This window comes from Geobacter sp. PheSNFMC (assembly GCF_059620965.1).
In genome coordinates, this window is record NZ_JCAMRN010000040.1 from 1 (window position 1) to 23,314 (window position 23,314).

At 64.8% G+C, this 23,314-nt stretch carries 20 protein-coding genes; 4 read left to right on the forward strand and 16 right to left on the reverse strand.

Going from position 1 to position 23,314, the window contains the following annotated elements:
• Window positions 1–365: 365 nt before the first annotated feature.
• Both AC6CDK_RS10330 and AC6CDK_RS10335 read left to right on the forward strand, forming a co-directional pair.
• A complete protein-coding gene (locus AC6CDK_RS10330) occupies window positions 366–1,136 on the forward strand; it encodes an NRDE family protein (protein ID WP_192906026.1) in 771 nt (256 codons plus the stop codon).
• Window positions 1,137–1,481: 345 nt separating this feature from the next.
• On the forward strand, window positions 1,482–1,865 hold the full coding sequence (locus AC6CDK_RS10335; protein WP_192906025.1) for a response regulator: 384 nt from the start codon (window positions 1,482–1,484) through the stop codon (window positions 1,863–1,865).
• A gap of 208 nt (window positions 1,866–2,073) precedes the next feature.
• Here AC6CDK_RS10335 and AC6CDK_RS10340 read toward each other — a convergent pair whose 3' ends face one another.
• From AC6CDK_RS10340 to fdnG, 12 genes are all read right to left on the reverse strand, one after another.
• Window positions 2,074–2,271: a hypothetical protein gene (locus AC6CDK_RS10340; RefSeq protein ID WP_039646270.1), complete on the reverse strand. Its 198-nt coding sequence runs from the start codon at window positions 2,269–2,271 to the stop codon at window positions 2,074–2,076.
• A gap of 35 nt (window positions 2,272–2,306) precedes the next feature.
• A complete protein-coding gene (tatA, locus tag AC6CDK_RS10345) occupies window positions 2,307–2,480 on the reverse strand; it encodes a twin-arginine translocase TatA/TatE family subunit (protein WP_039646272.1) in 174 nt (57 codons plus the stop codon).
• Window positions 2,481–2,538: 58 nt separating this feature from the next.
• Window positions 2,539–3,021: a HyaD/HybD family hydrogenase maturation endopeptidase gene (locus AC6CDK_RS10350; RefSeq protein WP_039646274.1), complete on the reverse strand. Its 483-nt coding sequence runs from the start codon at window positions 3,019–3,021 to the stop codon at window positions 2,539–2,541.
• Between the two features lie 54 nt (window positions 3,022–3,075).
• Window positions 3,076–4,758, reverse strand: coding sequence for a nickel-dependent hydrogenase large subunit (locus AC6CDK_RS10355; RefSeq protein WP_039646276.1), 1,683 nt, complete (start codon window positions 4,756–4,758; stop codon window positions 3,076–3,078).
• An 84-nt stretch (window positions 4,759–4,842) separates the two neighbouring features.
• A complete protein-coding gene (gene hybB / locus AC6CDK_RS10360; RefSeq protein ID WP_192906024.1) occupies window positions 4,843–6,171 on the reverse strand; it encodes a Ni/Fe-hydrogenase cytochrome b subunit in 1,329 nt (442 codons plus the stop codon).
• 1 nt (window position 6,172) lies between these two features.
• Window positions 6,173–7,090, reverse strand: a complete 918-nt coding sequence (hybA, locus tag AC6CDK_RS10365; protein WP_066357837.1) for a hydrogenase 2 operon protein HybA — start codon at window positions 7,088–7,090, stop codon at window positions 6,173–6,175.
• On the reverse strand, window positions 7,074–8,177 hold the full coding sequence (locus tag AC6CDK_RS10370; RefSeq protein WP_039646281.1) for a hydrogenase small subunit: 1,104 nt from the start codon (window positions 8,175–8,177) through the stop codon (window positions 7,074–7,076). Before AC6CDK_RS10370 ends, hybA begins: the two co-directional genes overlap by 17 nt.
• A 550-nt stretch (window positions 8,178–8,727) precedes the next feature.
• Window positions 8,728–8,907 (reverse strand): twin-arginine translocase TatA/TatE family subunit, encoded by a 180-nt coding sequence (locus AC6CDK_RS10375; protein ID WP_039646282.1) that lies wholly within the window; start codon window positions 8,905–8,907, stop codon window positions 8,728–8,730.
• A 26-nt stretch (window positions 8,908–8,933) separates the two neighbouring features.
• The gene (gene fdhD, locus AC6CDK_RS10380) at window positions 8,934–10,370 is read right to left on the reverse strand and encodes a formate dehydrogenase accessory sulfurtransferase FdhD (RefSeq protein ID WP_496639822.1); all 1,437 of its coding nucleotides are present in this window, start codon (window positions 10,368–10,370) and stop codon (window positions 8,934–8,936) included.
• A gap of 60 nt (window positions 10,371–10,430) precedes the next feature.
• Window positions 10,431–11,636, reverse strand: a complete 1,206-nt coding sequence (gene nrfD, locus AC6CDK_RS10385; protein WP_066357839.1) for an NrfD/PsrC family molybdoenzyme membrane anchor subunit — start codon at window positions 11,634–11,636, stop codon at window positions 10,431–10,433.
• Window positions 11,633–12,466 carry a 4Fe-4S dicluster domain-containing protein gene (locus tag AC6CDK_RS10390; RefSeq protein ID WP_066357842.1) on the reverse strand — a complete coding sequence of 278 codons (834 nt, stop codon included), beginning with the start codon at window positions 12,464–12,466 and terminating at the stop codon, window positions 11,633–11,635. The genes nrfD and AC6CDK_RS10390 overlap by 4 nt, the downstream gene beginning before the upstream one ends.
• On the reverse strand, window positions 12,463–15,495 hold the full coding sequence (fdnG, locus tag AC6CDK_RS10395) for a formate dehydrogenase-N subunit alpha (RefSeq protein ID WP_082021153.1): 3,033 nt from the start codon (window positions 15,493–15,495) through the stop codon (window positions 12,463–12,465). The genes AC6CDK_RS10390 and fdnG overlap by 4 nt, the downstream gene beginning before the upstream one ends.
• A gap of 283 nt (window positions 15,496–15,778) precedes the next feature.
• Between fdnG and AC6CDK_RS10400 the strand changes: the two genes are divergently transcribed.
• Together AC6CDK_RS10400 and AC6CDK_RS10405 are read left to right on the forward strand one after the other, a co-directional pair.
• Complete coding sequence (locus AC6CDK_RS10400) at window positions 15,779–17,176, forward strand: sigma-54-dependent transcriptional regulator (protein WP_039646293.1); 1,398 nt, start codon at window positions 15,779–15,781, stop codon at window positions 17,174–17,176.
• Window positions 17,173–19,197, forward strand: a complete 2,025-nt coding sequence (locus AC6CDK_RS10405; RefSeq protein WP_192905989.1) for a sensor histidine kinase — start codon at window positions 17,173–17,175, stop codon at window positions 19,195–19,197. The genes AC6CDK_RS10400 and AC6CDK_RS10405 overlap by 4 nt, the downstream gene beginning before the upstream one ends.
• Window positions 19,198–19,248: 51 nt before the next feature.
• Here the strand turns inward: AC6CDK_RS10405 and AC6CDK_RS10410 are convergent, their stop codons facing one another.
• From AC6CDK_RS10410 to AC6CDK_RS10425, 4 genes are all read right to left on the reverse strand, one after another.
• Window positions 19,249–20,076, reverse strand: a complete 828-nt coding sequence (locus AC6CDK_RS10410) for an epoxyqueuosine reductase (protein ID WP_039646297.1) — start codon at window positions 20,074–20,076, stop codon at window positions 19,249–19,251.
• 44 nt (window positions 20,077–20,120) lie between these two features.
• The gene (locus AC6CDK_RS10415; RefSeq protein ID WP_039646299.1) at window positions 20,121–21,320 is read right to left on the reverse strand and encodes an MFS transporter; all 1,200 of its coding nucleotides are present in this window, start codon (window positions 21,318–21,320) and stop codon (window positions 20,121–20,123) included.
• Window positions 21,321–21,388: 68 nt separating this feature from the next.
• A complete protein-coding gene (locus AC6CDK_RS10420; protein WP_039646301.1) occupies window positions 21,389–21,967 on the reverse strand; it encodes a flavodoxin family protein in 579 nt (192 codons plus the stop codon).
• Between the two features lie 236 nt (window positions 21,968–22,203).
• Window positions 22,204–23,214 carry a YhdH/YhfP family quinone oxidoreductase gene (locus AC6CDK_RS10425; RefSeq protein WP_039646303.1) on the reverse strand — a complete coding sequence of 337 codons (1,011 nt, stop codon included), beginning with the start codon at window positions 23,212–23,214 and terminating at the stop codon, window positions 22,204–22,206.
• Between the last annotated feature and the right edge of the window lie 100 nt (window positions 23,215–23,314).

The following is a 23,314-nucleotide window of genomic DNA, read 5'->3' on the forward strand; positions in this document are numbered from 1 at the left end:
AAAACTGCTGCGGAACTGGTCCCGCAGCAGTTTTGCAACAGCCTCTGATTTTTCATCACAATATCAGTGGTGCCGGGCAATGACAAGCAGCAGATTCGTCAAGCAAATCAGGCACAGGCCGCCAAGGGGACCACTCAGCGGCCCCCCTCGCTGCCGAGCGGCTGGAAAGATGCATCAGATTCACGCTGCCTGTTTCTACTAGCATATGATTGCATCTAATGCCATATGCTTTTCCAGGGCGGTGCCGGGCGGGAAGATATCCAGCCCCATGACAGTGCCCTCCGGACACGCTATCATTATCACCTGAAACGGCCGGCGAGCCACCCGTGACCGCCAGCCATGCCCCGCGCACGAAGGAGCCAACCATGTGCCTGATCCTCTTTGCCCTCGATGCCCATCCGCGCTATCGCCTGGTGCTGGCCGCCAACCGGGACGAGTTCTATGCCCGCCCCACGGCCCCGGCCGCCTTCTGGGACGATGCACCCCACGTCCTGGCCGGACGTGACCTGACGGCCAACGGCACCTGGTGCGGGGTGACCGGGGACGGCAGGATCGCCGCGGTAACCAACTACCGCGACCCCGGGACCCATCGGGTGGGTGCGCGCTCGCGGGGTGAGCTGGCTGCCGGCTTCCTGGCCGGGAACGCGACACCGGCCCGGTGGCTGGAGCATCTGCAGCGGGACGGACACGACTACAACGGCTTCAACCTGATCTTCGGCGACGGCAACGGGCTTCACTACCATTCGAACCGGGGCGCGGTCGCATCTCCCCTGGCGCCGGGCATCCACGGCCTTTCCAACCACCTGCTCGACACCCCTTGGCCCAAGGTGGCGCGGGGCAGGGATGCCCTGGCGCGACTCCTGGCAACAGCGGACGACCCGGCCGTGGACGACCTCTTCGCCATCCTGGCCGACCGTACCCCCGCACCCGACCACCTGCTGCCCGACACGGGGGTCAGCCTCGATTGGGAGCGCCTCCTCTCCCCCCTCTTCATCACCAGCCCCACCTACGGCACCCGCTCGTCCACGGTGATCCTCATGGACCGCAACGGCCGGTGCACCTTCGTGGAGCGGAGCTACAACGGCGCGACCGATCATCCGCGCACCGTGGAGTACCGGTTCGGGGGCGAATCCTGACGCAGTCGCCGGATGCCGGTGCGCAGCGCTGGCCTGCCGCCGGAGCGGCCTCCTCTGCTGCCCGCGTATACGCGCCCGCTCATTGCCCGCGTGCGATGGTCTGCTACACTGGTCAGGCATGGGGATCGGGGGGAGGAAGGCAGAGGCGCCGCCGCATCTGGCACCATTTTTGTTACTACACACCTGCCGTGCGGCATCGCGGCGCCGGTACCACGGGAAATGGCCCTCGACCGCGGCCGAGCATGGGGCTCGGCCCACGGTGCCGCACGGGGTTCCTGGACCGGGTGTGACATTTTGTCCGGTACGCGGTCCAGAATTGACCACACGCAAGTCATGGAGGACGTCATGTTCGGCGGTTCCGTACTGATCTGTGACGACGAAGAAGGAATGCTGCGCTACCTCAAGAAGATGATCGAGGCGGCAGGGTTGAGGGTCGAGACCTTCGGCAACGGGACGAGCCTGCTGGCTCGGATCGAGGGGGGTGCCCCCGGGGACGCGAGCCTGCTGCTGCAGGACATGCGGCTCTCCGATGCCGACGGGCTGCAGATCCTTCATCGGGTGAAAGAACTGCGCCCTGCCCTCCCCGTGGTGATGATGACCGCCTACGCCTGCGACGAGGTGATCCGCGCAGCCTTTGACGGAGGGGCCAGCGATTTCCTCCCCAAACCGTTCTCCCGCGAGACGGTGCTCGGGGTCATCAGGTCGGTGGCGGAGCCCCACCGGGGTTGATCCCGTCCGGGCGCCACGGTAACGGCCGGGATAAAATAAACGAGAGGGGCCCCGGGGCCCCTCTCGTTTATTATGACATCAGCGGACGGACGACCGCGCATCCGGCAGGTTGCCGCCTCACCCGGCCGTTTTCACTGTTCCGCGGTGTCAGGGAGCCCGACGGAGCACATACGCCCCATCGTCGCCCCGGCTCTCAGGGTTTCGGGTGTCAGACCTCGCCGCTCCCCCTGGTCCTGAACCGGGACCAGGAATCGGAAAGGGCCCGGCTCTCCGTCAGGATCGTGGCACAGGCGAGCAGCGCGCCGAGGAATATCCCGCCGAGCCCGTAGACGTGGTGCCCACAGGGCAGAGAAAAGAGCACTCCTGCCGCGAACAGCGCCACTGCACCAATGATGACCGTCGGCATGACGCACCTCCCGCTTCCATGGCCTGCCCCGTCGATCAGGCCTCGTTGGTCTTGTCGATGACCTTCACGTCGTCTTCGTTCATTCCCTTCTTGAACCCCTTGATGCTACTGCCCAGGGCCTGCCCGAGCTGGGGCAGCTTGGACGGCCCCACCACCACCAGGGCGATGACGAGAACGATGATCAATTCAGGCATTCCGAATCCAAACATGGTGCGATCCTCCCGCCGGCACCGGGTCCGGCGCTCTGCCGCTCCCCTGGGGGGCGGCTCAGTTCCGTTCGCGTACCTCGTGTCCGAGGGAGCGCAGTTCGTCGACGATGAGCCCCGCCACCCGGGGCAGGCATTCGCTCAGGGCCGGCGAGAGCTCGCTCCCCGGGTCCAGGGAAGAGGGGATGACCCCCAGCAGGCTGATCCGGTCCGGGCAGGCCCCGCGCATCTCGCTGATGTAGAGCATTTCCTGTATGCCGATCTGGTGCGGCGACAGCTTGACCGGCAGGCGGTTGAGCATGATGTCTTCCTTCTCGTAGCGGAAGACGTCGCCCGGGTTGCCGTCGGTTTCCACCGTATCCACCAGGATGACCCGGTCGGCCTCCTCGATCTTGTGGGTGACCATGATCCCCAGGGTGCCGCCGTCGTACAGTTCCACTTCGGGCGGGAACACGTAGTTCTCTTCCAGGTGGTTGATGCAGTGGACGCCGAAGCCCTCGTCGGTGAGGATCAGGTTGCCGGCGCCGAAAATAAGGGTTCTCATTCGATTCCTCGCACTGGAGGGGCAATCCGTGAATTGCCCCTGCGTCTCGATGTACTACAGGACCTTGACCGTGGTGATCTCCTTGCCGGTCGGATCGATGGTGTGGGCCGCGCAGGCGATGCAGGGGTCAAAGGAGTGGACGGTGCGCAGCACTTCCAGCGGCCTGTCCGGCTGGGCCACGGGGTTGCCCACGAGGCATGCCTCGTAGGGACCGGCAAGGCCGTTCTCGTCCCGGGGCGAGGCGTTCCAGGTGGACGGAACCACGGCCTGGAAGTTCTTGATCTTCTTCTTCTCGATGACCATCCAGTGGGACAGGGCACCACGGGGCGCTTCGTGAAAGCCGACTCCCCGGTACTCGCCGTCGGGGATCTCGGTATGGTTGGCGTAGGTGGTGTCGCCCTTGCCGATGTTGGCCACGAGCTTGTCCAGGTATTCGAGGGAGTAGTCGGCCATGACGTGGGCGCGCACACCCCGGCAGAAGAGCCGCCCCATGGTGGAGTGGATGTCCTTGAGGCCGATGCCGAGCTTTGCGGCCGCGTCGTCCACCAGCTTCTTGACCTTGGGGTGGCCGGTGGCGTAGGCGGCCATGACCTGGGCGAGCGGCCCGACCTGCATGGGCTTGCCGTTGTAGCGCGGCGACTTGCACCAGGTGTACTTGCCGTTATCCTGGAAATCGGTGTATGCGGGCTTGGTCTCGCCGTCCCACGGGTGGAGCGAGGCGGAGCCTTCGTACCAGGCGTGGGCCACCCCCTCGGTGATACCCTGGATGAGGGCCGCATCCTGATGGGTAGTGATTGCCTTGAAGGTGCCCAGGTCGCCGCCATAGACGGTGCCGCCGGGAAGGGCGAACTTGGTGTTGCGGGTATTTTCGGCAAACTCGGGGACTGCCAGGTAGTTGGTGACGCCGGCGCCGTGCGAGAACCAGTCCTTGTAGAAGGAGGCGATGGTCACCAGATCCGGGTAGTAGACCTTCTGGACGAAGTCGCGGGTCTCCTCCATCAGGGTGCGGAGATAGGCGATCCGCTCCATGTTGAGGGTGGCGATGTTCTCCATGTTCACGGCGGTGGCGACCCCGCCCACCACCAGGTTCTGGATGTGGGGGTTCTTGCCGCCGAGGATGGCCACGGCCTGGGAGGCCCGGCGCTGGTAGTCCAGGGCCTTCAGGTAGTGGGCCACGGCGATCAGGTTCACCTCGGGCGGCAGCTTCATGGCCGGATGGCCCCAGTAGCCGGAGGCGAAGATGCCGAGCTGGCCGCTGGCCACGAACGCCTTGAGCTTGTCCTGGACCGCCTTGAATTCCTTCTCGCTGTTGCCGGGCCAGTCGGACAGGCTCTGGGCGATGGAGGAGGCCTTTTTCGGGTCGGCCTTCAGGGCGGACACGATATCGACCCAGTCCAGGGCGGACAGGTGGTAGAAGTGAACGATGTGATCCTGCACCGAGTGCTGGGCGATCATGATATTGCGGATGTACTGGGCGTTGAGGGGCACTTCCACGTTCAGGGCGTTCTCCACGGTACGGATGGCCGAGATGGCATGCACCGTGGTGCAGACGCCGCAGAAGCGCTGGGCATAGGACCAGGCATCCTGGGGATCGCGCCCCTTGAGGATGGTCTCGATGCCCCGCCACATCTGGGCCGAGGACCAGGCCTTGGAAACCTGGCCGCCGTTCACTTCCACATCGATTCTCAGGTGCCCCTCGATCCGGGTGATGGGGTCTATGGTGATGCGTTTGGACATGTATTCCTCCAGAGATGAAATGTATGCGTTCGACGCGGAGCGGCCGGCGGCCTGAGAGTATCCCCGGCCGCCGGCCGCTGCCCATTATTTTCCTGCGTACACGCCGCCGGGAGCGACCCGGCCGGCAGTCTCCCCCACCACCTCTTTGCCCTCTTCGGCAAAGTGCTTCTTCGGATTCGGCATGACCGGGAAAATCTTCACCAGGGTCAGGTAGCCGAGGATCTCGATGGCGATGATGCCCACGGTGATGAGGAATTCCGCCACCGAGGGGAAATAGCTCCACCCCTCGCCCGGATTGAAGCCGATCAGGTAGACGTTGAACCGGTAGAGCCCGCCGCCGAGCATCAGGATGGCGCCGCTCAGGAACAGGAGCCGCGGGGAGAGCCGGTTTCTGCGCGACAGCATCATGAAGGCGCCGCCACCGATCAGGAGCACCTCCAGGAGGAAGAACAGAGCGTTTTTGTCAAAAGTCAGGATGGTGGGGATCTGGTTGCGCCAGATCAGGTCGCCGAAGCGGATCGCCATCCAGAGCCCTGCCACCCACGGCACGATCCGGGCGATGCCGGACAGCTCGTGCACCTCATAGGCCCGCTTGAAGCCGAAGGAGGAGAGGATCGACTCGAACATGACCGTGGAGTAGCCGATGAAGATGCAGTTGATCAGGAAGAGCAGCGGCAGGAAGCCGGTCTGCCACAGGGGGCTCAGCTTCTCGCCGGCAATGATCATCATGGAGCCGAGCGACGACTGGTGCATGGACGGCAGGGTGATCCCCAGGACGATGAAGAAGATGAGGACCTTGTCGAGCCGCACCTGGAGGTGGCCCGCCGCCTTGCTCACGTTGGCGAGGCCGTTGCGGAAGCCCTCGGTGTCGGGGATCAGGCGCGCGTAGAGCCAGTGGGACGACTCGCGCACCCACTTCCACTTGCTGTGCTCCAGGGTGTAGAGCACCGCCGGGAGGAACTCGATGATCAGGACCGTGGAGTATGACATGACGCAGAGGGCCACCTCGAACATGACCGAGTTGCCCTGCCAGCGGCTGGGCATGAAGAAGCCGTAGGCGTTCCAGTAGCGGCCCAGGTCCACCATGACCGAGAAGCCGGCCAGGCAGTAGCCGAACACGCTGGTCAGGATGGCCGACCGGATGAGGGGGTGATACTTCCACCGGTTCATGATGTAGATGAGCAGCGCCAGGGCATAGCCGCCGCAGGCGAAGGCGGTGCCGGTGGCCACGTCGTAGGCGATCCAGATTCCCCAGGGGTAGCCGTCGGACAGCCCGGTAACCGCGCCTACGCCGGCGAAGAACCGGTAGGCGATGAGCGCCAGCCCCACCAGGACGAAGAACAGGAGGATAAAGAAGGGCCGGGTCAAGATCGTGCCGGGCTGAACCTGATATTCATCGTGATGCGATCCCATCTCAATCGTCCTCCCCGTGTCCGAGATCTTCCTGCTTCTTCTTGTTCCTGAGGGCAATGGCCGCCAGGGTCCCGTAGAGGGCAACCGGGGCGATGAACCCCTTGTAGATGGTGTGCTGGATATGCTCGGAAAAGGCGGCGGGCGACTCCTCCTTCAGTTCGGGCAGGCCCAGCTTCTGGAACGGGAAGGCGGCCAGGTACAGGTGGTTGGCGCCGCCCACCTCCTTCTCGCCGTAAACCTTGGGGATGTAGCGGTCCGGGTTCTCCTTGATCCGGTTGTGGGCCTCGGCCAGGAGATCCGTGCGCTTGCCGAAGGCAATGGCGCCGGCGGGACAGGTCTCGCTGCAGGCGGGCATCCCCTTGGCCTTCAGGTTCGTGTCCTTGCAGAAATCGCACTTGACGATCTGAGGCAGCGCCTTGTCCCACTGGAAGCGGGGGATATTGTAGGGACAGGCCACCTGGCAGTAGCGGCAGCCGATACAGGCGTTCTTGTTGTAGGCCACCACGCCGGTGACCGGGTCCTTGGTCATGGCCTTGACCGGGCAGGCGGACACGCAGCCGGGCTTCGTGCAGTGCATACAGGAGTGCTTCACGTAGGAGAAGCGGGTGTCGGACTCCTTGTAGAGCTTGATGACCGTGCGGGTGTCGCCGGACAGGTCCTTGGGGGCGTCCCAGAGTTTGTCTCCGTCGGTGGGCAGGTACTCGTAGGAGAGATTGTTCTGCTCCATGTTGACCCGCTTGCAGGCCGCCATGCACGCCTTGCACCCCACGCACTTGGTGGCGTCGTAAAGCATGGCGATGGCGGTTTCGCTCTCGCCGACCGGGGCCGTGGAGGCAGACAGGGGCGCGGCGCACGCCAGGCAGGCGGCGCCAGTCATCCCCATCATCTTGAGGAAATCGCGCCTAGTCGTGCTTTTCATGACCTTCCTCCCCGCTGGGCAGCTTCTTGGCCAGCATGGCGCCGGCACCCAGGGCTACGCCGCCGGCCAGGCCAACGAGGCCGGTGGCCGCCGGGCTCACGCCGGGACCCTTCTGCCCCAGTTCGGCCGGAGCATAGGTGTCGGGCGGCGTGGGCAGGTGGATCTGGAGCTTCTCGGCAATGGGCTTCTTGAAGAGGATATCCGGCTCGGTGCAGCCGATGCACGGGTGGCCGACGGAAACGGGCCATACCCCCACGTCGTTGAAGCGGGTGACGGAGCAGTTGGCGAATGTCGCCGGCCCCTTGCAGCCCAGCTTGTAGAGGCAGTACCCCTCGGCATGGGTCTTGTCGCCGTAGGCGGTGGCGAAACGGCCCGCGTCGAAGTGAGGACGGCGCTCGCAGTGCTCGTGGATCTTCCGGCCGTAGGCGAACTTGGGACGGCCCAGCGCGTCCAGTTCGGGGAGCTTGTTGAAGGTCAGGTAGTAGAGGACCGTGGAGAGGAAGTTGTAGGGGTTGGGCGGACAGCCGGGAATGTTGACGATCGGCTTGTTCTTGATCAGGTCGCGGACCCCCACGGCGCCCGTGGGGTTGGGCGGAGCCGACTGGATGCCGCCGTAGGAGGCGCAGGTGCCGATGGTGATGATGGCGGCGGCCCCTTCGGCGGCGGTGGTCAGGGAGTCCACGGCGGTCTTGCCGCCCACCTTGCAGTAGATGCCGTTGTCCTTGGTGGGGATGCCACCTTCCACCACCAGGATATACGTGCCGTGGTTCGCCTTCATGGAGTCGTGGAGCGACTGCTCCGCCTGGTGCCCCGAGCCGACCATGAGGGTTTCATGATAGTCCAGCGAAATCATGTCGAGTATCAGCTCGGAAACATCCGGGTGACTCGAACGCAGGAGCGACTCGGAACAGCCGGTACACTCCTGGAAGTGGAGCCAGATCACGGCCGGCCGGCCGCCCTTCTGGGCAGCTTCGGCCACCTTTGCGTGCATGCTGTAGGGCAGCCCCATGATGGCGGTGGCTGCAACGCAGGTCTTCATGAAATCCCTTCGCGACACGCCGCCGCGAAGCACAGCTTCCTTTCCCATAACTCCCCCTGTCGGTATGATGCGTGATTGTCAGCAGCACGAAATCACTATCGTTTGCATCAATGATTAAAAATAACACACTCGGCTTCTTCGTAAAACGTAAACATCAACATATGTGCCAAAAACAAAACAAGCTTGCCTCTCCATAAAATTACACACAATATATCGATTTAATTACGAATGAAACGTGCGATCCAGAATCGAGTGCCCAACAGGACATGTATACCTTTTCCCGCATTGCGTCATTTTGTCTCACTTCACTGTATATTTTTGTCTCAAAAAAAGCAACTCCTGTATCATTATGACGGCTATTTTTTTACAAGTGTGCACCGCTGGTCCCACCAATCGCGTAGCTCATTGCTAACAGATTGTTTTATTTGGTTTTTTTCTTCAACACCCCGCACAACGGCCCTCAAACCTCAAGATTACAAAACAACAACAAAGCAACTGATATCCACGGTTTTCGCGTCATTCCGTCGCGGTGGGCACAAAAAAACCCGCCTCCGTTGCCGGAGGCGGGTTGGGTTGCGGCGAGCGCGCGGTTACGGGGTCAGGCGTGCTCGTCCTTTTCCTTTACGGTGATCTTCTCGGGCTCTTCCAGGGACGCCTTCTTGAAATTCCTGATGCTCGCGCCCAGGGACTGGCCCAGTTGGGGCAGTTTCGCCGGGCCGAACACCACCAGGGCGATGACGAGGATAATAATCATTTCGGGCATGCCGAATCCGAACATGGTTCTGCCTCCTTTTTGTTACAACGTTACGCCGACGCCTCGGCCCGCTCGTCGGCCGGGGCGGGCTGGGCCTCGCCGCGCTCGATTTCCCTCAGGCGGTAGTAGTCGGTCGGTGTGTTGATGTTGCGGAACGAATTGAACTCGGGGTCGAACGCGGCTACCTGGGTCACGTTGACGCGATTGACATTGGTCCTGCCGAAAAACGAGACGATCCGCCGCTGGCCCGAGAGGAGCGTCGCCTCGATGGCGGCGAGGCACCCCTTGCCGTACACGGCGTGGAGCGGCTCCAGGCCCGTGGGGCTCTCGGGGATCAGGACCCCGCCGGGATCGGCCATGGAGGCCAGGTGGCGGATCAGGCCGCCATTGAGGTAGGGCATGTCGCAGGCCACCACAAAGGCCGCCGGATTGGAGCTATGGTGGAGACCGGCGTGGATGCCGGCCAGGGCGCCCATTCCCTCGTGAATGTCGGTCACCTTCCGGCACGGGAGGAATTCATACTGCTCCGGCGTGTTGGTGACGACGATGACCTCGTCGAAATACTCGGAGAGCTGGCGGTGGATCGATTCGATGAAACGCCCGCCCCGATAGGGGAGAAGGGCCTTGTTGCTCCCCATACGGCTGGACTGGCCGCCGGCAAGGATGACGCCGGTGACGCCGGGAATCCTGCCCCTCGGCACCTGCGCGGGCAGGGATGCCGCAGCCTGCTCCGGCACCAGCAGCCGGTCGCTGTGGGTATAGACCGTGAACTTACCTCCGCGCACGTAGCCCAGGAGGCAGATTCCCGCCTCGTGGCAGAGAGTCGCCGCCATATCGGTGGCCGAGGTGCGGGATGCCACCAGGGCGATGCCGAGCCGGGCGCACTTGGAGGCCATCTCCGTGGAGACGCGCCCCGAGGTCACCAGGATGCGGCCGGCCAGATCGATCCCCTTGAGCAGGGCCTCGCCGGCAATACGGTCGAGGGTGTTGTGCCGGCCGATGTCCTCGGCACAGAGGAGGAGGTTCCCCTCCCCGTCCCCCACGGCGGCCGAGTGAATGCCCCCGTGGTTCCGGTAGTTGTCGGCCTGCCGCGCCAGTTCCTCCATGAGCCGGAAGACCGCCTCCGGTGCCACGGCGGGCAATGGCGCCACGGCTGCTTCCCGCCCCCCCGTCTCCAGGGTGAAGGTGATGCCGGTGCCGCAACCGCTGGTGAGGACCGGCTTAAGCCGCTCGGGCAGTTCCTGCCTGACCCGGACATTGGCGATGCCGAACTCTTCGCAGACGGCCAGCATGTGGAAATCCGCCGCCGACTCCACAAAGCCCTGATTGCGCAGGAACCCGGCCACCAGGAAGCGGAGGTCGTGGGGAGATGCGATGAGAGTGGCGATCTCCCGGCCGTTCACCTGGAGCACCAGCGGAAACTCCCGCACGATATCGCCCTGCTTTTCTTCGAGTCGGCCGTTAGTGTAGATGTGGATGGTTTTCATGGGGTCTCGTGGTTGCAGGGGCAATCCATGAATTGCCCCTGCGCCGTTGGATTACGTGAACTACGCCTCGCTCGCCGCCCCGTGACCGTGCTTCTCGATCTTGCGGAAACGGTCGGGGATGGTGTAGTCGGTGGCTTCGGGGTGGTGCTCGAAGATCGGGAAATACTTGGCGATGAGCACGAAGAAGAGGATGTGGGCCGCGATGATGCCGATGGTCACCACCGACTCGATGAAGTTCGGGAAATACACGGGCTGACCGGGCTGGTGCATGGCGAACATGGAGACGTTGAACCGGTTCAGGATGAGGCCGATGATCACCAGGGAAGCGGCCCGGAGCTGCATCTGCTTGTCGGTCCTGATCCGCTTGGTGAGGAACATGGCAAAGGGGATCAGCAGACCCACGATCACCTCCACGCTGAAGAGGGCCGTCAGGACCGGCCGGTCGAAGAGCGGGCCGTGGGAGAGGAACGCCAGGGCGTAGGCCTTGACCGCAATGTAGACCCCCATGATCCAGGGGATGATCTTGGTCAGCGTGGCCAGCAGGTCCGACTCGTCCGGTTGCCCCATATACTTATGGACCAGGCTCGCCTCGAAGATGACGATGGAGAGACCGGTGAAAATAGCCGAAAGCCAGAACTGCAGCGGCAGCAGCGGATTGTACCAGAGGTTGTGGAGCTTGTCGACGGCGATCAGGAAGAAGGTCCCCAGGGTCGACTGATGCAGCGTGGAGATCATGGCAGCCAGGATGGCGAAGGGCAGCTCCAGGGTCCGCAGCAGGCGCAGCGGGATGTGCCAGCCGAACCGCTCGCTCACCGGGTGGAGGAACTCCAGGAAGAGGACCGTGGTGTACGCCATGACGCACATGGAGACCTCGAACATGGGGGAGTGGACGTTCCAGTTGAAGAGAACGTACGGCCCCCGCTGGGGCTGGCCCAGGTCGAGCAGCAGCCCGACGCAGACCAGCGAATAGCCCAGGAACCCGGTGACGATGGCCGGCCGGACCAGGGGCTCCAGCTTCTTGATGTGGAAGACGTGGGCCACGATGCCGATGGTGAAGGCGCCGGCCGCCAGGGGCACGGCAGTGACCACGTCGAAGGAGATCCAGAGGCCCCACGGGTAGAGGTCGTTCAGGTTGGTGGTGGCGCCCAGGCCGAAGATGAAGCGGACCGCGGAGGCCACGGCCGCCGCACCCACCAGGACCATCAGGAACTTGATGAACCGGTGGTATCCCTTTATTTCATTGATGACGATGCGTGCTGCGGTCATTGGTTCCCCTCCTTGCGGTTCTTCTGCTCCTCTTCTTCCTTCCGGACCCGGTCCTTGCGGTGCTGGAACCAGGTAATGAGGGAGAGGGTGCCGCCCACGGTCAGGAAGATCCCCGGCACGAGGCGCAGGGCCTGCCAGGTGTAGGACGGCAGCGGTCGCTTGGTGACCGGCTTGAAGCCGAGCTCGTCCAGGGGCTGCTGGGTCAGGTAGAGGACCGTGGTGCCGCCGGCCTCTTCCTTGCCGTAGACCACTTTCACGTAACGGTCGGGCCGGGCGGACATCCGCTTCTCGGCCTCCTTGATCATCTCATCCCGGGGACCGTAGGTTATGGCCGTGGGGCAGGCCGTGGCGCAGGCGGGATCGAGGCCGTTCTTCACCCGGCTGTAGCAGCCCGTGCACTTCTTGACCAGGGGGAACGCCTTGCTCCACTCGTACTTGGGGATGCCGAAGGGGCATGCCACCATGCAGAAACGGCAGCCGATGCACTTCTTGGAATGGTAGACCACCGGCCCCTCGGCGGTCTTCTCGAAGGCACCCACGGGGCAGACGGAGGCGCATGCGGGGTCGTTGCAGTGCATGCACATCTCCTTGTAGAAGGCGAACTCGTTCTGGCCGTGCTTCTGGTAGTCCTTGAACTTCACCCGGGTGAAGGTGAATTCGCTCATGCCCGGCGGGTTCTGGTACCCCTCGCCGGTGAAGAAGGTCGTAGTCTCGGCCTTCAACTGGTTCCACTGCTTGCAGGCCACCTGGCAGCCGCGGCAGCCGGTGCACTTGGTGGTATCGATCAGGAACGTCCTGGTTTTCGAATAGTCGATGGCTCCGGCACTCATGCGGCCTTACCTCCTTTTTCAATGGTGCAGAGGAACGCCTTGAATTCCGGAATGCCGGTGTTGGCGCACCCCACGGTGGGGGTCAGGACGTTGCCGCTGTCGCCGGTGGCAAGGCCGGCATAGCCGAAGTGCCACGGCATGCCGACCTGCTCGATCAGCTTGCCCTGCACGTTGAAGGGCTTGAGGCGGCTGGTGACCAGGGCCTTGGCCTGGATGCTCCCCCGCTCGGTGGAAACCTTCACCATATCCCCCTGGCTGATCCCCTTCTGCTTCGCCAGCGTCTCGCTGATCTCCACGAACATGTCGGGCACCAGCTCCACGAGCCAGGGAAGGCTGCGGGTCATGGCACCGGCCTGCCAGTGCTCGGTCACCCGATAGGTGGTACCGATCAGGGGGAACTTGGAGGTGTCGGTGGACACGTTCGAAGGCACCTTGACCACCGGGTTGGTCTGGACCTTTGAAAGAAGGTTCTTGGCCGGGCTTTCCACCGGCTCGTAGTGCTCGGGGAACGGGCCGTCCTTCATGTCGAGGGCGTAGAGGCGGCCATGCCCTTCCGGAAGCATGATGAAGGGGTACTTCCCTTCCTTGTCGTCCTTCATGGGCGGCCAGGGACCGTCGGGGACATCCCCTTTCCACTTCTTCTCCAGGGCGTCCCAGGCGATGACCGGACGCTTGGGGTTGAAGGGCTCGCCCGCCGGGTTGACGGAGGCGCGGTTGTAGATGATCCGGCGGTTCACCGGCCAGCACCAGGTCCACTTGGGGAACATGCCGAGGCCGGTGGGGTCGGACGGGTCCCGCCGGGCCATCTGGTTCCCCTCGTTGGTGTAGGAGCCGCAGTAGATCCAGCAGCCGGATACCGTGGAGCCGTCATCGGCCAGGTACTTGAACGCCGGGACCTGGTCGCCCTTCTTGAACTCCAGGACCTTGTCCTTCTCCTTGATGATGACGTCCCTGGTGAAGTAGCCGTTGATCTCCTTGGCCACCAGGTGGACGTCGGGCTCGTGGCCGGTGCCGTAGTTCCAGGCGAGCGTGGTGAGGGGCTCGGGGAAGGCGCCCCCGTCCTTCAGGTAGAGGGCCTTGATCCGCTTGAAGAACTCGTCGATGATGTGGAGGTCGCTGCGGGAATCGCCGAGGGGATGCACCGCGGTGTAGCGCCACTGGGCCCAGCGGCCCGAGTTGGAGATGGAGCCATCCTTCTCGATGGACGAGGCGGCCGGCAGCATGAAGACCTCGGTCTGGATCGTTCTGGGATCGACGCCGGGGCGCTTCCAGAAGATGGAGGTCTCGGTCTCCCAGAGGTCGGCGGTGACGAGCCACTTGAGCTTGCCCAGGGCCTCGCGGGCCGCCACGGAGTCGGGACCGCCCACGGCCGGGTTCATCCCCATGCAGACGAGCCCTTCCAGCTCGCCCTTGCCCATCTTCTCCATGATCTTCACGTAGGAGTAGTTCCCCATCCGCTTGGGCAGGTAGTCATAGCAGAAGTCGTTCTCGGCCGTGGCATTGTCGCCGTACCAGGCCTTCAGGAGGCTCACGGTGTACTTGGGGGTGTTGCCCCACCAGTTGGCGCTCTTGGGGTCCTTGGTCTTGGGGGTCCACTTCTCGACATAGGCCTTCAGGTCCACGTTGTCGAACTCCGGCGACTTCAGGTAGCCGGGGAGGATGTGGAAGAGGAGCCCGTAGTCGGTGGAACCCTGGACGTTGGATTCGCCGCGCAGGGCGTTCACCCCGCCGCCGGCGATGCCGATGTTGCCCAGCAGCATCTGGAGCAGCGCCACGGCCCGCACGTTCTGGCTGCCGTGGGTCGACTGGGTGATCCCCATGGCGTAGAGGATGGTCCCCGCCTTGTCGGGCCGGCCCGTCGCGCAGAATGCCTTGACCACCTTGAGGTAGTCCTCCTTCGGGGTCCCGGTGATGGCACAGACCGTGTCGATGTCGTAGCGCTTGTAGTGGTTCTTCATGAGCTGGTAGACGCACTTGGGGTCCTTCATGCTCATGTCGCGCTTGGGCTTGCCGTCGGCGCCGGTGGCATAGGCCCAGGACTTGAGGTCGTAAACCTTCTCCTGATCGTCGAAGGCGCAGAACATGCCGTCCTGGAAGTCGAACTGCTCGGAAACGATGAACGTGGCGTTGGTGTACTCGCGCACGTACTCCTCGTGGATCATCCTGTTCTGGATGGCATAGTTGATCATGCCGCCCAGGAAGGCGATGTCGGTGCCCGGACGGATCTGGGCGTAGATATCCGCCTTGGATGAGGTGCGGGTGAAGCGCGGATCCACGGAGATCAGCTTGGCGCCGTTGTCCAGGGCCGCCTCGATCCACTTGAAGGAAATGGGGTGGTTCTCGGCCGGGTTGCAGCCGATGGCAAAGATGACGTCGGAGTTCTTCAGGTCAATCCAGTGGTTGGTCATTGCGCCACGACCAAACGAAGCCGCCAGACCGGCGACTGTGGAGGAGTGTCATAATCGGGCCTGGTGCTCCAGTTGGCCCACCCCCATGGCGCGGGCGAACTTGGACCAGAGGTAGCACTCCTCGTTGTCGAGGCCGGCGCCGCCGAAAAAGGCCATGCCGTCGGTCCGGTTCACCACGTATTCTTTGTTGTCCTTCTTGTTGAGCTCGGTCTTCCTGAAGGTCTTGTCGCGGGTCTCCTTCATCCGCAGGGCGATCCGGTCAAGGGCCCAGTCCCACGATTTCTCTTCCCACTTGTCGGAGCCGGGAGCCCGGTACATGACCTTCTGGAGCCGCTTGTCGTTGTTGGCGATCTGGAACAGCGCGCCCCCCTTGGGACAGAGCGAGCCCTGGTTGATCGGGTGCTGCGGGTCTCCTTCGGTGTTGATGACCTTGCCGTCCTTGGTATGGACGATCAGGCCGCAGCCCACCGAACAGAACGGGCAGACGGTCGTGGTGACCTTGGTCCCTTTGGTGCGCAGGTCCGGAGAATCGGCGCTCGCCTCCCCCGGCGTGCCGGAAAGGGCCAGCGCCGCTCCGGCCAGCGCCCCTCCCTGCAGGAACTGCCTTCGTGAAATACCCATTACATCCCCCTTAGGTGTCAGGCCCCTTCGGGCCGGTTTGAAGATATCCGGAGCGTATACGGGCAATCATTGTGCCAATTCGGTTACAGGCCGATACACTGAAATAACATTTGATAATTATTAGTTTTTATTGCCTCGGCCCCGCGGGTGCTCCCGGAAAATGGAATTCTTGTCTTGCAGAATTCTGGCCACCTCTGTATCATTTTGTCCATGTAGACACGTCTACAAAGGCCAACCGTGTCCCACCCACACACCTCACATGAAAAAAGGAATCCGGGCAACGATGCTCAAGGCGAAAATACTGATCTGCGACGACGAAGAAGGAATCCGGCGCTACCTCCAGAAGATGTTCCAGGCCAAGGATTTCGAGGTGGAGACCTTTGCCGACGGCACGAGCCTGTTGGCCCGGATCGAGGCCGGCATCGACGGCGATGCGGACATCCTGCTCCAGGACGTGCGGATGCCCGACATGGACGGCATCGAAGTGCTCAAGCGGGTCAAGAAACTCCGCCCCTCCCTGCCGGTGGTGGTCATGACCGCCTTCGGCACCATCGACTCGGCCGTTGACGCCATCAAGCTGGGGGCCTACGACTACGTTACCAAGCCGTTCCCGCGCGAGAAGATCCTGGGCGTGATCGACAACGCCCTTGAGATGGACCTGCTCATGAAGGAGAACAAGGCCCTCAAGGAGGAGCTGGCGCGGCCCGACACCCCCGACAACATCATCTTCACCAGCGCCAAGTTCCGGGAGGTCTACGAGCTCACCCTCCAGGTGGCCGGCAGCGACGCCAACATCCTAATCCTCGGCGAATCCGGCACCGGCAAGGAGCTGATCGCCGGCGCCATCCACTACAACAGCCCCCGCCGGGGGCGGCGCTTCCTCTCCATCAACTGCGCCGCCCTGTCCGACACGCTGCTCGAAAGCCAGCTCTTCGGCCACATGCGCGGCGCCTTCACCGGCGCCATCACCACCCAGAAGGGGCTGTTGGAGGAGGCCGACGGCGGCACCCTCTTCCTGGACGAGATCGGCGACGTGTCGGCCACGGTCCAGGCGAAGCTGCTGCGGGTCATCCAGGAGCGGGACTTCATCCCGGTGGGTGCCACCAAGGCCAAGAACGTGGACATCCGCTTCGTGGCCGCCACCAACAAGGATCTGGCCAAAGAAGTGCGGGAGGGGCGTTTCCGCGAAGACCTCTACTACCGCCTGAACGTCATCACCATCAATCTTCCCCCGCTGCGGGAGCGGGCCGAGGACGTCATCCCCCTGGCCGAGTATTTCCTCCAGAAGTACTCCCGCCGCGTCAGGAAAGAGCTGAAGGGGATCTCGCCCGAGGCGGTCCAGGTACTGCAGGGCTACCACTGGCCCGGCAACGTCCGCGAGCTGGAGAACGTGGTGGAGCGGGCCGCCATCCTCGCCCGGGGGGAGTTCGTGACCCCCGACGTCCTCCCCATGTACCGGCAGGCGGCCGGAGCCCCCGCCCCCCTTGCCCCGCCGAGGGAAGACCGCCTCATCTCCCTGGAGGTGATCGAAAAGGAGCACATCGAGCGGATCCTCCGCCAGACCGGCTGGCACAAGAGCCGGTCCGCCGAGATCCTGGGCATCTCGCGCAAGACCCTTGACCGCAAGATCGTCGAGTACGCCCTGACCCTGCCGGGAGGCGCCCCGGCCGAGGACGAATGAAGCCGCTCCGCTTCCCCATACGCCTCAAGCTGACCTTTGCCACCCTGATCCCCCTGTTCGTGGCCACCAGCATCTGCTGGCTCATCGGTGTCTACATCATCAATTCACGCATCGTGGCCCAGGCCCAGGAAAAGGTCCGCACCGACCTGAACGCGGCCCGGGCGGTCTACGACGGCGAAGTGGAGCACATCCGCGACGTGGTGAAGTTCACCGCCACCAACCCCTTCACCGCAGCCATCCTGGAAAAGAGCGACCGGAACACCCTCCGCAGCCTCCTGGTCCCCCTGCTCAAGGCCGAGGGGCTCGACATCCTCACCGCCGTGGACGCGGGGGGCAAGGTCATCTTCCGGGCCAGCAACGCCGAGGCCCACGGCGACCTGAAGGCGACCGACGCCGTGGTTTCCCGCGCCCTGCGCGGCGAGCAGGTGAGCGGCACCGACGTGCTCACCCCCGAGGAACTGGTCAAGGAGGGCGCGGCCCTGGCTGCCCGGGCCGCCATCGAGATCGTCCCCACCCCCCGGGCCCGCGCGCGGGAGGATGAATTCGTGGAGCGCACCGGCATGGTCATGGTGGCCGCCTCGCCGGTGCGCGACGGGCGGGGCCGGATCGTGGGGGCGCTCTACGGCGGGGTGCTCCTCAACGGCAACAACGAGCTGGTGGACCGGATCAAGAAGATCGTCTTCGAGGCGGTCCGCTTCCAGGGCAGGGACGTGGGGACCGCCACCATCTTCCTGGGGGACCTGCGCATCGCCACCAACGTCTATACCGCGCCGGACCGCCGGGCCATCGGCACCCGGCTGTCGGAAGAGGTCTTCAACCGGGTGATCCTGAGCCGGGAGAAGTGGGTGGGGCGGGCCTTCGTGGTCAACGACTGGTACTTCTCCTCCTACGAGCCGATCCTCAGCCCGGGCGGGGTCCCCATCGGTTCCCTCTACGTGGGGATGCCCGAGAAGCCCTACAGCGAGATGAAGCGGGAGATAGCGCTCATCTTCGGCGTGGTGCTCTTCTGCGGCTCCTTCATCGGGCTTGCCATCTCCAGCTTCATCGCCACCCGGCTCGCCCGCCCCATCCGCGAGTTGGAAACCGTGGCCCGGCGCATCACCGCCGGCGAACGCGACCTGGAGATCGTCATCCATACCCGCGACGAGATCAGCGACCTGGCCGGCGAGTTTGCCCAGATGACCCGGACCCTTGCCCAGCGGGAGGAGGACATCCGCAAGCTGAACCGGGAGCTGGAGCAGAAGGTCCGTGACCGCACCGCCCAACTGGAGGAAAAGAACCTGCTCCTGGTCAAGACCCAGGAAGACCTGGTCCGGGCGGCGAAACTGGCCGACATCGGCATGCTTGCCGCCGGCGTGGCCCACGAGATCAACAACCCCATGGCCATCATCCGGGGGAATGCGGAACTCCTCCAGATGGCGCTGCCCGACGACGACCCCAACCGGGAGGAAGTGGACACCATCGCCCAACAGGTGGGGCGGGTGGAGCGGATCATCGGCAGCCTCCTGAAATTCGCCCGCCAGCAGCAGCGCCGGCTCGGCACGGTCTCGCTCCCCCCCCTGCTGGACGACATCCTCAAGCAGATGGGGCACCAGGTGCCGCTCACCCGCATCGAGATCAGGAAAGCTTACGCCGTCGACCTGCCGCCCCTGGCAGGGGACCCGGACCAGCTCCGGCAGGTCTTCACCAACCTGGTGCTCAACGCCATCCAGGCCATGCCGGACGGGGGCAGCCTCACCGTGGCCACGACCCGGGACGAGGAGGCCGGCACCTGCACGGTTTCCGTGAGCGACACCGGCAGAGGCATCGCCCCCGAAAACCTGAAGAGGATCTTCAGCCCCTTCTTCACCACCAAGAGCGAAGGGACCGGGCTGGGCCTTTCCGTCTCCTATGGCATCGTCAAGGATCACGGGGGGAACATACTGGTGGAAAGCACGGAGGGAGAGGGAACCACCTTCCGGGTGGTGCTGCCGCTGCGACAGGGGGGGACGGAACAGACTGAGGGCGCACCGGGGGCGTGACCCGCGCAGGCAGGAAGGCGCTTCAGGGAATAGGCGGGGGACAGAGACGGATCAGGGTGATCCGGCAGGTTTTTTCCCGCGCGGCACGCCGGCTTCGCACGGGACGCGGGTCTGGCAGAGACCGCAGCCGGTGTGGGGGACGCCGTAGCGTTCCGCCAGCAGGGCCGGGGCCGAGCCATAGACCAGCTCCCGGCAGCGGGCCTTGTCGTGGCCGGCAAAGGTGATGGCCCCCGCCGGGCAGCGGCCGATGCAGACGCCGCAGGTCCCTTCGCGGTACCAGAGGCAGTTGTGGCGGTGGGTGCGGGCGGTGCGCGGCGTGGCCGGCAGGGCCAGGGTCGTGACAACGCTTCCCACCCGGTGGGCGATCCCCCGGCCGGTGATGAGGCCGTCCGAGAGGCTGAAGGTGCCGAGGCCGGCGGCATAGGCGGCGTGCCGCTCGGACCAGGTGGAGGCGATCCCCACCGGCGTGTCGGAAAACTCCCGCCAGGCCGGGGAGTACTGGGGTGCCACGGCCCCGTGGCCGAGCCCTTCCAGGTAGGCGACCAGATGCCGTCGGAGGGCCCCGTTCAGGGTCTCGCCGTGGGTCCGGGTGAGGGCCCACGAGCGCGAAGGCCAGTCAGATTCCAGCCGGTTGCTCACGCGGGTGGACTCCGTCACCGGCAGAACCCAGACGATCACCGTGGCCGCCCCCTCCAGCAACTCGGCCGGGGTCAGGTGAAACTCGCCGATGACCCGCTTGTACTCGGTGAACAGGGGATCGCCGGCCGCGGCAAAGCCCACCAGGGGCTGATCGAAGTAGGGGCCGCTCCCGTCGGGAAAGCGGTTGCCCGGGCTCTCCGCCACGAAGCGTCCGATCTCGGCACTGATGGTCTCATCCATCCGACCCTCCTTTTTCCGGTTGCGAAAAGAACGCGGCGGCTCCCTCAGGCCGATGGCCCGGCTACGGGCACGGGCCGCCGATAGAGGGCGACGAACAGGATCAGCGTCGCCAGCCCCACCACGCCGTTCAGGAAAAACCCGGTCCGGAAGCCCTCTTCCCTGATGACCGGCCCCATGCCGGCCGCGCAGAGCATCATCCCCGCATAGACACAGGTATTATAACACCCCATGGCGAGCCCCCGCTGCTCCCGGGGCACCACGTCGGCGATCAGGGCTGAGACGGCGGTGAAGGCGATCCCCATGCTCATCCCCATCAGCGCCGCGACTCCCATGAGCGGCACCACGGACCGGCAGAAGCCGAAGCCGGCCAGGGCCACGGCGAACACGGCGAGCCCCCCGGCCACCAGGCGGCTGCGGTCGGCCACCCGGTCGCTCAGCTTCCCGGACGGCAGGCGCGAGACGGCATTGGCCAGGGACTGGGCCGCGAAGACGAACCCCACGTGCCCCGAATGCATCCCCTGACTCCGGATGTAGAGGGGCATGAAGGTGACGAACATGCCGAAGCCGAAGCAGGTGCCCATGGTGGCCGCCAGGCAGGCCAGGAGGCGGCGGTTCCCCATGAGCCCCCTGAGCGTCGGCAGGATCGCCCGGTGCGGAGCGGCGCCGGAAGCGGCCCTGGGGGTCGCGGGCAGGAGGAAGAGCGCCACCGCGAACATGGCGAGGATCAGCCCGCCGGAGACCAGGAACACGGGCCGCAGCCCCAGGGCCGTGCCGAGGAAGCCCCCGGCGGCGGGGCCCAGGGTCATGCCGCCGTAGAGGGCCATGGTGTACCAGCCGTAGGCCTGCCCCAGCACCTCGGGCGGGGTGACGTCCGCCACGTACGACATGAGGGTGGGCGAGAAGGCCGACAGCCCGATGCCGAAGAGGAGGTAAACCCCCGCCATCTGCAGGGGGCTGTTGCTCCAGTAGAGGAGGAACGACGAGCCCGCCAGCAGGAGCAGCCCGCCCAGGAGCGGAATGCGGCGCCCCAGCCGGTCGGAGACGAGGCCCGACGGGATGGAGAGCGCCCCTGCCATGAGCATGAACGCGCTGTTGATCAGCCCCACCTGGGCGGCATCGGCCCCCATGGACGTGGCAAAGAGGGGGACGATGGGAATCCGCATGTAGGAGCCGAAAAAGCAGACGAAACTGATGGTGCAGGCGATCAGCAGGAGCCTGCCTGCCCGGTGTTCCCTCGATTCCATGACGGGCCGCTACCGGGCCGGGGCCGGGGAACGCATGGCGATGCCGGTTGCCGCACTGACCATGACTGTCACCTCCCCTGCCCGACGATCTCCCGCGCCGCCTGCTCCGCCTCCTGCAGGTACTGCTCGGGCACCTTGTCCACGGTGGACGGGCCGAAGCCGCAGGCCCGGATCAGGCGGGCATCGACGAAGCCCATCCACGTGAGAAACCCCTCGTAGCGGGGAAAGATGTCGGCGAACATCCCCTCGTCCGGGTGCCCCTGGGTGAGGACGAACACGAGCTTTTTGGGCGAAAGCCGGCTCGGCTGCGGGTTGGAGAGGTAATCGGGCTTGAGGTACGAAAAGGTCCGGTCGATGAACCCCTTGAGCTGGGCGGTCACGTCGCCGTAGTAGACCGGCGAGGCCAGCACCACCACGTCGGCGTCGCGCACCGCATCCAGCACCTGGGCCAGATCGTCCTTGAGCACGCAGTGGTCCAGGGTCTTCTTGCAGGCGTAGCACCCCTGGCACCCCCGGTAGGTGAGCCGGTTCAGCTCGAAGGACCGGGTTTGTGCGCCCAGTTCGGCCGCGGTTTCGGTGAAGCGGGCGGCGATGGCGGCGCTGATCCCCCTGGCGCGCGGGCTACCCAGCAGTGTGACGATGTTCATGGTTCCTCCCTGTATGAATATGTTCTTAACTCCTGAATCCTGGCAGCGGGCGCACCGACGGAGCGACTGTGCCCGAGCGCCAGCCGCTGTAGGCGAAATGGAGCGGCAACCGGCCTGATTGTCTGAACCCGCCAGGGTGAGTTTCAGGCCGGTAGCGAAGTGAGCCGTACAGCGGCAGTGCGAGAGGCACGCGGAGCGACGCGGGGTGCCCGCGGCCAGGATTCAGGCTACCTGTCTCAGCTTTCCAGCAGGTTGACCACGACGCGTCCCGTGACCCCCCCGTGGAGAATCGCCTGGATCATGACTTCGAGCCCCTGCAGGGAGCACTCGGTCACCATCCCGGCCAGGCCGGCGGGCTTCCAGGCTCCGGCCAGGCGCTGCCAGATCTCCCGGCGGATCCCGGGCGACGCCTGGACCGAATCGATGCCGAGCAGGCTCACCCCCCGCAGGATGAACGGATAGACGTTCACCGGCAGATCCGGCGACCCCACGAGCCCGCAGCAGGTGACGACGCCCCCGTATTTCACGCTTTTGAGCACCGCCGCCAGGGTCGGGCCGCCCACCACGTCCACCGCGCCGGCCCACCGCTCGGCCAGAAGCGCCTTTTCCGCCCCGGCGGCCAGTTCCTCGCGGCCGATCACCTCAGTGGCGCCCAGTTCCCGGAGGTACTCCTCCTCGAACTCCTTGCCCGTGGAGGCCGTCACCCGGTAGCCGGCAGCGGCGAGGATGGCGACCGCGATGCTCCCCACCCCGCCGGTGGCGCCGGTGACGAGGATCTCGCCCCGGTCGGGCGTCACCCCGGCCCGCTCCAGCCCGAGCACCGACAGGGCCGCCGTGAGGCCGGCGGTGCCCAGGGCCATGCTCTCGCGCAGGGAGAGCCCCTCCGGCAGCGGCACCGCCCAGGCCGAGGGGATGCGGATGTACTGGCCGAAACCTCCGTCGGTCTCCATCCCCAGGTCGTAGCCGGTGACGATGACCCGGTCCCCCGGCGCAAAGGCGCCGCTGTCGCAGGCAACCACCTCACCTGCCGCGTCGATGCCCGGCGTGTGGGGGAACTGCCGGGTCACGCCGGGGTGGCCCGTGGCCGAGAGGGCATCCTTATAGTTGAGGGACGAGTAGTGGACCCGCACCACCAGGTCACCGGCCGGCAGGTCGTCGATGCTCCGTTGCCGCACCTCCCGCACGAACTGCTTGTCGGCCGTCTTCTCCACTACCAGCGCCTTGAACTGCGTCGTCGTATCCGTCATCTGATCCCTCCTGAGAGTTAGAACGTACCGCACATAACCCCTACGGCTCGCATTCCGAATCCATGCGCCCCGCCGGACGACGGGGCGTGAAACCGCTAGA

What these genes read in the sequence shown, in the direction of transcription:
- AC6CDK_RS10390 (WP_066357842.1), bottom strand. Translation starts at nt 12,466, where the DNA reads ATGAGTGCCGGAGCCATCGACTATTCGAAAACCAGGACGTTCCTGATC.
- AC6CDK_RS10355 (WP_039646276.1), bottom strand. Translation starts at nt 4,758, where the DNA reads ATGTCCAAACGCATCACCATAGACCCCATCACCCGGATCGAGGGGCAC.
- AC6CDK_RS10370 (WP_039646281.1), bottom strand. Translation starts at nt 8,177, where the DNA reads ATGGGAAAGGAAGCTGTGCTTCGCGGCGGCGTGTCGCGAAGGGATTTC.
- AC6CDK_RS10350 (WP_039646274.1), bottom strand. Translation starts at nt 3,021, where the DNA reads ATGAGAACCCTTATTTTCGGCGCCGGCAACCTGATCCTCACCGACGAG.
- AC6CDK_RS10415 (WP_039646299.1), bottom strand. Translation starts at nt 21,320, where the DNA reads ATGGAATCGAGGGAACACCGGGCAGGCAGGCTCCTGCTGATCGCCTGC.
- nrfD (WP_066357839.1), bottom strand. Translation starts at nt 11,636, where the DNA reads ATGACCGCAGCACGCATCGTCATCAATGAAATAAAGGGATACCACCGG.
- AC6CDK_RS10375 (WP_039646282.1), bottom strand. Translation starts at nt 8,907, where the DNA reads ATGTTCGGATTCGGCATGCCCGAAATGATTATTATCCTCGTCATCGCC.
- AC6CDK_RS10340 (WP_039646270.1), bottom strand. Translation starts at nt 2,271, where the DNA reads ATGCCGACGGTCATCATTGGTGCAGTGGCGCTGTTCGCGGCAGGAGTG.
- AC6CDK_RS10425 (WP_039646303.1), bottom strand. Translation starts at nt 23,214, where the DNA reads ATGACGGATACGACGACGCAGTTCAAGGCGCTGGTAGTGGAGAAGACG.
- hybA (WP_066357837.1), bottom strand. Translation starts at nt 7,090, where the DNA reads ATGAAAAGCACGACTAGGCGCGATTTCCTCAAGATGATGGGGATGACT.
- tatA (WP_039646272.1), bottom strand. Translation starts at nt 2,480, where the DNA reads ATGTTTGGATTCGGAATGCCTGAATTGATCATCGTTCTCGTCATCGCC.
- AC6CDK_RS10335 (WP_192906025.1), top strand. Translation starts at nt 1,482, where the DNA reads ATGTTCGGCGGTTCCGTACTGATCTGTGACGACGAAGAAGGAATGCTG.
- AC6CDK_RS10330 (WP_192906026.1), top strand. Translation starts at nt 366, where the DNA reads ATGTGCCTGATCCTCTTTGCCCTCGATGCCCATCCGCGCTATCGCCTG.
- AC6CDK_RS10405 (WP_192905989.1), top strand. Translation starts at nt 17,173, where the DNA reads ATGAAGCCGCTCCGCTTCCCCATACGCCTCAAGCTGACCTTTGCCACC.
- AC6CDK_RS10410 (WP_039646297.1), bottom strand. Translation starts at nt 20,076, where the DNA reads ATGGATGAGACCATCAGTGCCGAGATCGGACGCTTCGTGGCGGAGAGC.
- AC6CDK_RS10420 (WP_039646301.1), bottom strand. Translation starts at nt 21,967, where the DNA reads ATGAACATCGTCACACTGCTGGGTAGCCCGCGCGCCAGGGGGATCAGC.
- AC6CDK_RS10400 (WP_039646293.1), top strand. Translation starts at nt 15,779, where the DNA reads ATGCTCAAGGCGAAAATACTGATCTGCGACGACGAAGAAGGAATCCGG.
- hybB (WP_192906024.1), bottom strand. Translation starts at nt 6,171, where the DNA reads ATGGGATCGCATCACGATGAATATCAGGTTCAGCCCGGCACGATCTTG.
- fdhD (WP_496639822.1), bottom strand. Translation starts at nt 10,370, where the DNA reads ATGAAAACCATCCACATCTACACTAACGGCCGACTCGAAGAAAAGCAG.